At 39.0% G+C, this 14,140-nt stretch carries 4 protein-coding genes; all 4 read right to left on the minus strand.

All coding sequences use genetic code 11. From position 1 onward, the window contains the following. Positions 1-426: 426 nt before the first annotated feature. Positions 427-6,618, minus strand: coding sequence for a DEAD/DEAH box helicase (locus tag AB4153_RS15655; RefSeq protein WP_371998081.1), 6,192 nt, complete (start codon positions 6,616-6,618; stop codon positions 427-429). A 14-nt stretch (positions 6,619-6,632) separates the two neighbouring features. Beyond that, complete coding sequence (locus AB4153_RS15660; RefSeq protein WP_371998082.1) at positions 6,633-10,007, minus strand: STY4851/ECs_5259 family protein; 3,375 nt, start codon at positions 10,005-10,007, stop codon at positions 6,633-6,635. A 118-nt stretch (positions 10,008-10,125) separates the two neighbouring features. Further along, entirely contained in the window at positions 10,126-11,490 is a 1,365-nt protein-coding gene (locus AB4153_RS15665; RefSeq protein WP_371998083.1) for an McrC family protein, read from the minus strand. Next, complete coding sequence (locus AB4153_RS15670) at positions 11,483-14,119, minus strand: AAA family ATPase (protein WP_371998084.1); 2,637 nt, start codon at positions 14,117-14,119, stop codon at positions 11,483-11,485. Before AB4153_RS15670 ends, AB4153_RS15665 begins: the two co-directional genes overlap by 8 nt. Positions 14,120-14,140: the final 21 nt, after the last annotated feature.

The following is a 14,140-nucleotide window of genomic DNA, read 5'->3' on the forward strand; positions in this document are numbered from 1 at the left end:
TCCTAAAAATTAGTTAAATGGAGAGTTTCAATATTATGGGATAGTATTTATTAACTTTATCTTGATAGTTGAGCTTCTAATTCTTGAATACGCTCTATTGCAACATGATGCAAAGACTTAAGCTTACGCCGATGATAATCGTTATGTTCCGTTAGGATGAACATCACAAGCTAACGGTTGTTAATCCTGGCTTGCCAATTAAATATGAGGCTTCATAAATAGAAACATCGTAGCGAAATCAACAGCTACAAATCATCTTAAAAGCGAAATGACATTTACTAGTAATGACAGAGCCATAATATAGATATTACAGATTGCTGTTTAATCATAAGCTTACAAAATGAATAGCGTTTGGCTAAATTAAGGTAGCAATTAAGCTACCTTTAAGTCGTATAAATCGAGATATTTAAACTCTAGAAAAATAAGCTACTCAATTGAGAAAAAAATGACTGTTGGAAAATGGCCGGTTTTAATAATCCAACTTCCCTCAAGAATAGCTTTAGCAGCCTCCGCTGAAGAACTGTATTTTAAGTAGCTATTTTCATTTAGACTTTTATTCACAAACCAATAGCCAAAACCTTGATCAAGCCAGATTTTAACGACGGAATTATCGTCAAAAGTAAGATTTAAACTTCTAGCATGAGGTAAATGATATTTAGGTTCAGTGACAAAAGTGATATTAGCTCCGCTTAACTCTATGCATTCCTCAATATCTATACTTCTGGCCGATTCATTTTGCCAGTTATCTAAAATCGTTTCCGTATTCCCAGCGAATCTGTCTAACTCTCCAGTACGAATTATCGCACTGCTATCAGGATAATGAGCCAATAGAGCTCTTATTACGTTAAGGCAAATACTCATTGGTAATGGCGCGGCTAAATAACGGTCACAGTACTCTATAGATTGGACTTTGTTTGTCTGCATTTTTTCTAGCAACATTGAGGACTCTTTAAACATTTTGGCCCAAAATAGCGAACCAAAACGACTTACTGGACCATTCAACTCACTGGATACCTCAACAGCTCCGACTGATTCATTCGAAGCAAGCATTTCAAGTTCAAAACTAGCTAACTCTTCTCCTAATGAGTCGACACCAGTAATTAAGAATTGTTGGTCTTTGCTAGATCGCCTCCAACCTCTTATTCCTGAGTAGCTATGAATTTCTGCTAATTTTTTGTAATCATACTTTGGAAGTGAAGCTACTTTTTTAATTTGAACTTTGGGATGATGAGCAAACCAAGAAAGCGTTATTCTATGCTCAACAGTTAAATTGCTAATATCAAAAGGCAACACAATAGTGACAACGTTATCTTTAACTAAATCGTATAAAGTATTAATTAATGGCCAAAGGCTTAGGTCATCTAAATCTTCTTTGTATAAATAAAGATAAATGTCAGGGCTATTCTCAAATGAACTTTGGCGCTCCACAGCCGTGTTTATCGATAATAATTCCAGCCTATTTTCTTTTTCAAAATAATGATATTCATCAGGAAGTAATAAACGTTGAAAGAAATCTCCATCGAGAAACTCAACTACGGTATGTCGATTTAACAGTTCTAAAGCATGTTGAGTCGAATAATCAACTAAACAACGATGGCATGCCTTATCACAGGTACAATTTTTAGCTTTGTCCCTAGCAGACTTTAAAAGTTCAACTATAAATTCCGATGCTTTAATTGAAAAGCCTGCACCACCTGCTGCTGAATCATAAAGAACAATAGCTTGGGCCTCTGATTCATGATGCTTTATTGGTTTGATAGTGCAACCAATCTCATTGCTGTTTACTCCTAATTTTTCAGCAAGTTGATTACGAATTAACACAGATAATGAACGGGCAACAGTTCGATTATTTAATGCCTTTCCATCACTGTTAAAGAGTAATAACTCAAAAATATCCGTTCGAGTACTGTGCCCTAACTTAATAGGCCCTTTTATGGAAAAATCTCGCTCATTACCTCCACAAAGGTGTTCGCTTTCACGCTCAATATCTCCTTTGCCACCACGTAAACGGGTATGGTTAGCTAACACGTCATAAGGAGATTTATCTTTATCATCAGGCATAGGTTCCATACGGCCACATTCTAAGCACAAGGCGTAACCAGAATTAGATAAACCTGCACTGTGATAATAAACATGACCATCATGGCTAGCGCGGAATGTGGCACTAGGATTAACGCTGATGTCCTCCCAACGTGCTTGTTCCACAGTAACCCAAGGATCTTGAAAAGGGATATGCACTAATCGTGAAATATCATTATGAGGCTTATTACGTATATCAATTGCGAAGCTACCCGGTTGGATAAATCGATGAAAGCTTTCTGATTTCAAGGACTCATGGCAACACTTACACTCCTGAGGCATGAGTCTCTCTGTTCCACTAGCACCACAATGTTGACATCTCCAAGCCCACATCAAAGATTGAATCTCATTTACTTGATCTGCTGTTGCAGGACTATGCCAGTTTAAAATCACCCCATCAGAACGATAAACACGCCCATCTAGAACCACTTCGCTTCCAGGAGCATAATCTCTGATAGCGACAGACAAATCTCTTGAAGGGTAATCCCTTGCACTATATAAATTATCAATTCGATGCTCTAACTTGTCGTTTTTTGCTGACTTAGCTTCTTTACTCGCTTGAATTTGTCTTCTTCTTCTATAAAGTGATTCGACATTATCATTATTGAGTGAAACAACATCAGTAGGAAAACCATAACCAGGTAAGAACCCCTTTCGTGCTAATTCAGATAACAGGTATTCACCTTCAAGTCGTTGAATCTGAGTTTCAACAGCTGCCTGTGCCGTTGAAATACGATTGCTATCATTCTTAACTGATTCACTTTGCTCTGATAGAAGTTGGTGTTCGCTGCGCCAGTTCAGAGAAATTAAACTCATCTGACTAACAACCTCTTGAATTAATACAGACTTTGGAGATTCTTCTAAATTAGTCCTTTTAAGCAATGAGTCTAATCCAGATTGTATGATGCCTAATGCCTCTGTTGAGCACCAATTCACAAATAATTCAGCTTGCGAAGCACAGTTTTCATGAGCTGGCATAAAAAAATTACCACAGCTTAATCGCAATGAATCTTCACTAGCAGCTTTAGTTCTTAAAAAAACAGATAAAAGCAGAGCGTTAATATGTCGCCTAACAATATAATCACTAGATAATGATACATTTGGTACATGAATAGGCGTATCGAAAGCCCAACGAGTTTGTGCAAAAACGTGTTCACCATGTGGGGTGTTTTTACAAAGAGTTAATGCAATCGATTTTGTTTCCCCACGACGCCCTGCACGTCCTGCACGTTGCAAGTAGTTTGCCGGATTAGGTGGTGCATTATTCATAGCAACAACACTAATACCACCGATATCAACTCCCATTTCCATCGTTGTAGAGCAGCTTAATACGTTAATAAAGCCATTTTTAAACTTCTCCTCGTAGTCACGAAGTAAACTAGCCGGTAGCTGCGCTGAATGTTCTGCTACACGAAAATATGGTGTTCGTTCTACAATGCGATCTGAAATGTCTGACCATGCATTATCTTTGCGTAAACTAATAATTTCGTCTTGTTCCTGCCAGCGCCTGACATCAGACAAAGCAACATCTGTCCCATCTTCAATCTGTCTCCCATATGGATAAGGGAATACTGGAGCCTGAAGTAATCGACACAATTGATCCGCTCGTTCGCCTTTTACATTTAAGTACGGAGACACTTGCTCTAAAGGAGTATCAATAATCTTTTGCGTGTGCGGACATTGCCACTTTTCAGACACCAAACTAAAACTGGTTTTATGCTCCAACTCAAGGCGATATCCATCACCACTAGCAGATAGCACATTTAGCTGAAGCACTTTCCATGCTTCCTGTAAGATAATATTTATCTGGTTTTTATCTTGCTGTTCAGTTAAATCAAGGTTAAATGCCGTAACTAATAACCTAACTAAACGTGGTTGCACAGCACCTTTACGGACTTGTGGCCAACTGTGCACATGCTTTAGATAGCTGTCACTTAACGGAGCAGTAATTAAACCTGCACTAAACTTCGCGCCTATCCATCTTTGCTGTTCATCAGATAAAGAAATCGCTTTTACTGCTCTAACGTGGAAATTTAAACACAAGGTTAAAAAGTCTATCCATGATCGCTTAGCTTTATCTGATTCGCTAAATAATGTGGACCACTCTACTGGCGCAGTAATTCCTTTGTCTTTTAATGCAGGATACTCCATTTTGATTAACCCTAAGGTTTCAAGAGTATTTTGACGTTTAGGGCGACTATTAAACTCTCGTAAAAGTAATAATCGAGCCAACATAATGGGATCTTTTACCATGTTCATTTTGTCATCAAAACGTTGGTAAGAATCTTTAATCCAATATAATAATTCTTTTTCTTTAGCTAATTCATTCTCTATATCTGACCACAGAATAGTGACGTCACCACCACTGCATAACGCTGCGATTTTTTCTTCGATGATTTCAACCATGTCATCATCACCATCATCAATGAACATCGCTAATCGAGATTTATACTTTTTCAGTGCACTTTCATCTTCAATCGAAAGAGAACCACTCTTTAACGTTCTATCAGCAACAAGATGAAACACCGCAGCGCGTAAAAACTGCCTTTCTGCATCTTGTTGAGACTTTGCTGCAAATCTAGCGGTTCCTTGACGGCTATCGGTAAACGTAATCATTCGTCTACCATTCCAAGGGCCTTTTAACTGTTCTTTCTTACCGTCCTGACAAAACTCAAGTAACGTTGGAATTACCGTCGACAACATAAACGGCGCACCATTTCTAAAATGGCGATAAAAGTCAAAATTTTGAATTTTTGTATGCTGGCAACATGGGCAACGTAGCGAAACGCCTCCTGCAGACTTTCCGTAACCCTCAACACGATGAACTTTAAATGCCCCATCAAAATTAACCGTTTTAATAATGCCTTCTTTATTCAACCAATATTCGCCAGTTTCATCATAGGAATGCTCAGATAAGATGCATGTACGCTCATGAACCTCTTGCTCTTCTACATCAGTATCATTGAATGATTCAGAGTCATCGACTTCAATATCTAAAGCAAAATCATCAATACTTGAATCAGGCTTAGTCAATGACAATAAGCTGTTACCTGTTTCTTTTTCGATACTCTCATCAGCCAACAACAAACTGGTTCCACAACCACTACAGCTAGTCATTTCAAACACAGAAGAGCCACAACCACAAAATTCACGTCTAGACATATACACCATGCCAAAACGCCAATCAATGCAATCTAACTCCGTCCCAGTTTTGACTTTACAACTGGAATTTGAACAAGCCCATAGGCCACCAGACACACGATGAAATAGATGTAATCTAAACGGTATAAAAGCCTGACCATCATCTCCAAGTGATGATGCACAGACGTCCAACCATTGTAATGCCTCAATTTCTGACATTGGGTCCATTGTGCCTGACAGAATTTTACAAATCTGCTTTAGTGACAGCTTGTTATCTTTTAAACACAAATGTTGACGAAGCGTTCTAAGTGGTACTAATGACTCTAAAACGTGATAGCGTTCCTTGTCATCTACGATACTTTTGACATGTTGTAAATTCATCGAGCCAGGAGTATCAAAATCAACTAAATCGGTTATTTCGCGGTCACCTTTGACCAGATAAACTTGTGAAACATCTATACCCGCCACATCTGCCAAAAAAGATTTCAGTTCATTATCAGAGTCATTACCACCTATCGTTGCAGAGGTAGCCACAAAACGCACCTGTTCAGGTAAAACACCAAAACCATGCATGACGCGTCGAAGTAATAAAGAAAGTTCAGCAGCTTGTGAACCGATATAGGTATGCGCTTCATCCAGTACAATCCAACGTAATCGACCTTGGGACTTCGCTAAGATAGGTTCATCTTTTTGACGAACAAGCATGTATTCCAACATGGTCGCATTGGTCACTAGTATTTGAGCTGGCTCATCTCGTAAAGCTTTGCGTGATAATTGTTGATTGGGCTGTAATCGCTGTTTTGCTACCGGTACACTTTCTTTCGTTTCACCGTTATACAAACAAAATTTCACATCAGAGCCTAATTCATAGGTCCAAGCAGCTAAGCGATCTTTCTGACTATTGATTAACGCATTTAATGGATATAAGAAGAGTGCTTCAACGCCGCCAGGCTTACATTTCCTCTTGGTGATATCGTTTAAAATCGGGACTAGAAAACACTCTGTTTTCCCCGAACCGGTACCGCTACTCACAATGACTGAACGGGGTTCATCATGTAATAAATGTTGCCAAGCTTCATACTGATGAGCATATGGGAACCAGTTAGCATCAAATAAGTAATCTTCTTTTAATTCTTTAGGCGGGTTAGCCATAGCATGAACAATTTTAGCTTCTAACTGTTCACCTGATAGATCTTGCATTGTTTTGTTGTGAGGCTTCCAACCAAATGTCGCTTCAAAAACAGGATCACCTAAAAATGCACCGTCTTGGCCTGGCGCTTTCGAAAACGATTGCCATAAGAATTCACGTAGCGGTTTAGAACGAAGGCCAAACTGACCTAAAGTTGCACGAGCAGCACGCTTGGTTAATTGCTCAATAATAGATTCAAAATATTCCATGCTGTTTCCTAGGGTTAAATCTCAGTTAAACCAATAATCATTTTTTGAGTTAAAGCAAAGCTTTCATCAAAATACTCGCTATCAAAACCGCGATACTCTCTCATTGCATGCACAACTTCAGGTGTAATAGATAATGCCGCCTGACCACTACTTGCTAATGCCAACAAAACAGGAGCATTCATGACATTATTTTTAAAAGAAAACTGATTAGTTAAGCACACTTGAACAAATTGCGGGTTAACTTTAGAAATAACAGATTCAATAATCTCATTAGCAAAAACTGTTGGCCAAGATGCATCAAGGTTACGCTGAGATAATGAATTTCGGCAATCATAGATATGCTGCATATAAGCTGGTAAAGCTATCGAGGGCTTATCGACTATAAGTCCTATCTTGTATAGCATCATCGTTGAAAATGGTTCAAATCCCGGGAAAAAGGCAACAAGCTCAGTTATTTTTTTCTGTACGCGTGCTTGTGCAACGTCTTCCATTTCATCACCTAAACGACGCAGTAAATCTTGATAAAAAGCGTTGACGACTTTAAGGCTTGTTTCTAACTTAAGTGAGTACCAAAGAATAGGGAACTGAGTATCTAAGCGCCAAACTTGATCAACTTCTTTTTTATTGGCCTTAAGTAATAAAGCCAACATAAATTCTGGCTCGCGAGTCACACCACGCCATAAATCAAAGGTTGTAAATGGCACACTATCTAATTTTAATAATGTTCTCACGTAATCCCATTCTGGACGTGCGTAATCTGTTATTAGCTCTTTGGCAACAAAACTAAAAGCATCAATTCGTTTACCTCGATGACCTATACCAGCTGCGACCTCAAAACCGTTTCGAGCTTGCGGTAACAACTCTAAATCTTTACTCCACATAAGAGGACGAATGCCTAACTTTGGATTACCGCAAAACACCAGCCAAGCTGCCGGCTCAACTTCAGCATCTGGAAATACCCAACGTCTTTCAACATTTTCTTCAAATTCGGTTGCTGGTAATAATTGTAAGGGCATTTGGTCAGGACGATCTAATGGAACGATAAACAAATCAACTGACTCATCTACAATTGTGCCAATAAGTTTAATACGACCAGTATCACGCTCTGGCACTAACGAATTCACATAAGATGATAGATTACAGCTAAATAGTTCCCGGCTATTATTCATAACCTTAACATTTACAACAGCGTCCAAATGGGATGACAAAGCAAATAAGGCATGAATATCAGATCTAAATGTCGATAATGATAAACCACTAGATAACGCCTCTACTGAAGGCAATATCTTAGTAAAATATGCCGTCCGACTGAAATTACCGCGAACATCAGGTGCTTTCAGCAAACACTGCAGCTGTATTTCACCTTCAATTCCATAGCCATATAATTCATAGCCATTCAATCTTTCAAGCAACAAACTACTATTGTTGTCTACTTGCTTTTGCTCACTATCAAGTAAACAAACCCCTTTGCTAGGAAAAGGTAAAGTGAGAGAAATGGCTTTAGGCTGATCCTGCCACCACAATGACAGTGAAACTAAAGCAGGAGGCTGTTCTTGTGCACTGAACAAGTCCACAGTAATCGAACGCAGTTCTTGTTTAACTTGGTAGTGTAACGTTTCACTCTCAGACGAATTTAATGCGACCATAGGTGGCCTAGATGAAGATATGATGATTTGACCACTATTGAACTTATCACCAGAAACAAATTCAAGGCTAAGATCGTTAGGTAAACTGGCAATTCTAAAACGCTTTTTAGCTTTCCCTTCATCAAAATAAGCGACTTCACTTTGCCCAAATGGCAAAGTATCAAAGGGTAACCATTGGTTCTTGCTAACATGGTGCCAGCGAAGTTTTTCCTTTGGTATTAATTGCTGTACACCTTGCAGGGAAACAGCAAGTAAGCTTGGTTTCCCGATATAACATTTAGTCGGTATTGTTTGATAAGGCAGCTCTTCGCCCTGCCACGCATACTCACATTGATTTTTATCTGCGCAGCCTAGTACCACATCGCAATAATTAAATGAATACGTGCCAGAGTGATTCAACTTCAATAACTTACGAGGTAATTCATTGTCAGTGAGACCAAATGAATCTCCATGCTTCATTTCATCATCAGTGGTCTTGTGAGGTAAAGCAATGACAGCCATTGTCGCTTCACAGCTTATGTCTCCAGCCCCTGCCAGTATCCAAACACCTTCGTTCTCGGTAAATACCCAAGGTTCGTCAACACTTAAATGACTCCCTCCAAGTAATGGTGCATACCAAGCACGCTCATTTTCACAACGAAGCATCAATTGGATTTCACAGTCAAACCAATCTTCTGGTAACTCAGTCGTCAACACATCTAATAAATAGCGATCAGGGTTATTCTTCGGACGAAAGGCCTTCGCTAACAGCAAGGGCTTTTTGCCTAAGGCAAACAAGCTAAACCTTGCAGGTAAAGACTGTATTCCAAATGTCTGTTGAATGTATTGAACATTGATCTTAGAGCGCAGAGACACTGATAACTGACAAGACCAACGAGCTTGATCTAAATTGGGTTCATCCATTGAATAAGTGTGTCGATCAAATGTTTTCGCTAATCGTCTGACTAAACGAATACTGCTCGGTAAACGTCTCTGAACTTCAATTGCTTGTCCTAGGGCGCTATTAAGCAAACCTTTCGCGACTTTCATATCAATATTAAGCGGCAGGCTCTCAGGCCAATTAGGTGCTATAGCATCTAGAAAGGATATTGGGTCTTGTTGCTCGTCTAAACTGTATTGATCAGTTAACTGATATATCGCTTCTGCAATTTTACCCACCACAGAGTAAACGGCTTCAGTTCTAAATGAAGCGGCAATGTAATTATCATGAGCCTCAGCAATCAACATTGCATTTGGCTTAGACAAGGTAAATTTGCCAAAGTCCTTAATGACTTGTTCAAAATAATGTGAAAGCTTGCTATTAGGATCAGTAATTAACTTTAGCGGTAAGCCCCCTTCTACAGCTACAGAACCAAGGAACATGCGCCCTTGCCCATTCGTTAATAAAGGGCGACGCCAATAACGGAAACCCGCCGCTATTATTTGGTTGCGCTGATTAGCATTAATCTCTGATTCAACGACATTAAGCGACCTGAAAATGGGTTCCCAGCTCCAATGTCCACCATTGAACTCCTTTCTCCACCACTCTGCCGCATAAAGTACGAATGCACCGCTCCAATCAGAACTCATGCCACTAGGGATATAAGAAGTAATACGCTGAAATTTCAAACTATCTAACAATGAATGAAATAAGTTTTGATATTCAATATCAGACAACTTATAACTATAAAGCGGAGCACCAGAAACACTCGCTAGCTCTCTGGAAGATAAAATATTAGCAATACTGTGCCTGAATGTGTTCATTATTACCCTTGATACCTAAATCAATTTACTGAATGACATAACCCATGGCATATTCTAATAACTTTCAACCATTAATTATGTTTACAAGCTTACAAAAATGAACTTAGTTATGAGTTATTTAGCAACAAAATGCATTTGATTTAAAGATGTTACTTACTGGGGCTTTATTAGCCCGTTCAGGCAACAATAATCGCCCTTGTATAGGGGATATTTGAAATGGCACTAGCCATAAACGTAATCGACTTGCTTCACCATTTTTATCTGTAAATATAAAGGGCAATTCAACCGCTTTTGGAAACTTATCTTGATAGGGGAATATCAAAAACATATCCCCCTCACCGCCTAAATAGTTGTGACCATAGGCAAACATTTGGTAAATATCGGCTTGCGATAAGCCATATTTATCAGTGCCATTAGCCATATTGATATCTAGATTTTTCCATTTTGTATCCATCACACATAGCTGTTTATTACCTTGATGAATTAACAAGTCAGGCTTTAATAAAAACCAGTCATTATTTCCGTGCTTAACAAGCTTGCTTGAACGAGCTTGGGTTTGTAGCTGAAAACCGTCATTGATTAAACCGGGTAATTGCGCGGCTACATACGACTCAAACACTGCTTCCATTGGGAATAATAATGACGTTGCTGAGTTACTGCCTTTCATGGTCAATGGCGAAAAAGCATTTAAAATTAGCTTTGCCCATGCTAATGGCGTCTCATAATGCGCCATACCTCTATCAATGCGTTGTCGCTGAAAATCTTGATAGTGATCTCTGCTTACGGGGATATCAGCAAACGCAAAAGCCAGCTCTTGCTGCAAACGTTGGTTCGCCATACTGCGGCTAAGTTTTTTTACGCAATTGAGTGCACTATGAATAACGCGATTTTCAGGTCTATCTGCTAAAAACTCTTCAAACTCAACATGAAATTTATGTTGGTTTACTAAGTTGTGTTTTAGCTGCTTACCCACTTGCAGCTTACCTTTAAGGTAAAATAAGTTATCTTCTCGCTGGGTATAATCACTTCTTAATCCTCGTTTGATCAAGTGATTAACCGAGGCTAAAAATTGACTAATAAACACTTCAAGTAAAGGCATTTTCTGCTGTTTGATATTGGCAGCTTCAGTTTTAATATGCCGAAAATCCCCCAAGCACGCCAACATTACCAATAATGATTCTCTCGACTCATCATGTGCCAATTTGTTTTGCTGTGGATAAGCCGCTTTAGCAATTTTTGGTAGTATCTCAATTTGGGTGCCATCAGGGGTTAATATCACCCCAGCATAGTTTTGCGTCTGCAGCACCTCAGTGCTGTCAACCATCCTTAATCGAATAAAGCTACTTTCAGATTCACTACACAAACAAAGTTGCTTTAAATACTTAAAGGCAGCCGAAGATATCCAATTTATCCGCTTAGACTCATTTTTATCAGTCTCATCAGCTAAATAACCATACTCAAAAACAGTGATGCTTTTATCCATTTTGATCTGCACTGTTTTCTAACGTATTTTCTAGCATATTGGTCTCATCAGCTATGCCTGTTTTTTTTATAACAGAGTAGATGCCTCGATAAGTCTCAGCCTTATTCCAAATTGAGTCCTCACCTGCAAATGAAACAACTTGGTAAGTTTTAGGCGCAGTATCAAAATTACCGAGCCCATGGCCTGAACCAAAAATATCGTTAAAGCTTTTTTCACTAATTTTAACTAATCTGTCAGTTTTAGACTTTTTATTATCACCGAGCACTAACCGAATGCGATTCCAATCTTCAAAGAAGTATTCTTGCAACAGTGGCAGCACTTTATTTTTAAACACGTTCTTCAGTTCAGTTAATGCGCTTGGGTGGTCACCAGCTTTAATTAATTCCGCCACGGGAATAAAAAACGCATGACCTAGCATATGCTCACGGTCGTAAAGCACCTCAATACGCTGATTCATGGTTTGTAGTAATTCAGCTAAATTAACTTGTACGCCTTCAATATTTAACTCGCCATATTCACTTAGTACATCATAATTGGGCATCATTTCAACAAAATCGAAACGGCGTCGCAATGCGGTATCCATTAACGCGAGTGAACGGTCAGCAGTGTTCATGGTGCCGATAATATGCAGGTTACTAGGGACAGAGAAAGGATCACCAGAGTATGGCAAGGTGACCTCTATGCTTTCAGCTTGACCGAATCGTTTTGATGGCTCGATCAAGGTGATCAATTCACCAAATATTTTTGAGATATTACCACGGTTGATTTCGTCAATAATCAGCACATGATTTTTAACTTCCTCCAGCTCTTGCTTTGACTCGTTAAGTAAAGCAGTAAGCTTTTCTCTTGAGATTACCGAATCTTTTAAATGGTAAAGCGTCATTTGAGACAGAGATGAAGTAAAAAGCTCTTCCACAGGCCTTGATTCATCAAACACCATCAACCAACGTACATCACGCTTTTGATAGTACCAATCGCGTTCATCTGTTAAGAAAGCATAATCCGATGTTATTTCAGCAATAGCCTTGAACTTATAGTTACCATCAGAAACAATCACTAAATCACCAATGGACATTTTATTTACCAAGGTATTAACTGAGGTAACGTTATAATCTTGTGGTTTTAGTTCATATCCTTCATCAATAAACTTTTGTTTAATTTTTGACGAGCTATCACAACCTTTGAAATTAATATCTTCACCGTAGCCCAACAATACGTAGTTATTGTCGATACAGTCATTAAATACCATTTCACCTTCATCGGTTAACGTATTACCTAATGACATCTTCCAAATTTTTCGTTTATCAAGGTTATATCTAGAAAGCGATTCAACTTTAGTGACATGTTTAGCTTTTGCACTAGTAACCGATTTTTTGAAGACTCCAGGTTTAACCTTATAGTTAATCTGGCCATTAATCGTTTCAGCCTTTAAGCCCTCAACAAACTCCTCATAACCGTAACTTTGATGAAAGGTGACAAAGCGAATGCGTTTCTCGTTAACTAAGCGGTCATACTCTGCTTTTAATTCATCACGATTTTGCCATTCAAACTTAGGTTCAGCCGCTTTAACTGCGGCTTCAACAGTGTGGTAGGTTTTACCCGTACCCGGCGGACCGTAAAGGATTTGGTTTAAGCTAGTGGTAGGCATGACATATTCCTTGTCAACGCTATTAGATTGCGCTTGTTCTGGTGTTTGAGCTAAGTAATCATTCGGCCAATATGGTTCCCTATCGATGGCGTATTGCTCTGCAAATGCTTTAATGTCATCTTCAAGGCTAGCCAGTAACGCATAGGTTAAATTATCATCACCCAACTTTAGCTTAGACTTTTGGATGGTGACTATGCTGAATGTGGATTCAGACTTTTCTCTAACCAGTGACTTGCGCCCTATTAGGAATTGATTATCAATATTGACTGGGTATATATCTAAACCAGCATCATTGGCCCATTCAGTTAACTCATACAGCTCTTGTTTTTTGGCGGTCGATAAATTGTTGGCGGCATCCATAGCCATTTTTTCAACTAGCTGATTGATTTCATCGTCTGAGGCGGCTTGATTGGTATTCCAAATATTGCTGGCATACTCAAACAGCGGTGCATCATCAGGCATGTTTGCAATGAGCCTGGTATAGGCTTGGCCCATAGTGGCTTTATTATCTTGCACTGCACGGCGTAATACCGAATCCTTATAGATATTTAACACTTTAGGATTGCTTCTATCTTGATAAATAAAGGCCACTTTCCATTTTAAGGTTAGTGCAATATCCATCGCGTCTATCGCGTCTAAATCGCCCGCTTTGACTGCGGTTATAACGTCAACAATATGCTGTCTCATACTGACAAAAGCCGCTTGGGCATTATCACCGTACTTGGTGTGCCATGTGTAAGTGTTATCATGCTGATAGTTATTGCGATTATTATTGTTGCTGGGGTTACTGCGCTTATAAATACCAAACTTTTCTGACGACCCGCCTTTAATAGAGCCAAGCAATCTCGCTTCTGTTTCTAACCAATAGGTGAAAGTGGTTTTGTCGCCAACAGACACATACTCTTCAAGAGTCATATTTTGAATTCTATCTACTGGCCACTCTGCTAATACTCGATCCCAAAGCTGTTGTTGATTACTCATTAAATCTCACCATAAAAAAGC

Origin of the sequence: Shewanella sp. 10N.286.52.E4 (assembly GCF_041468785.1) — a bacterium.
Lineage (GTDB): Bacteria > Pseudomonadota > Gammaproteobacteria > Enterobacterales > Shewanellaceae > Shewanella > Shewanella electrodiphila.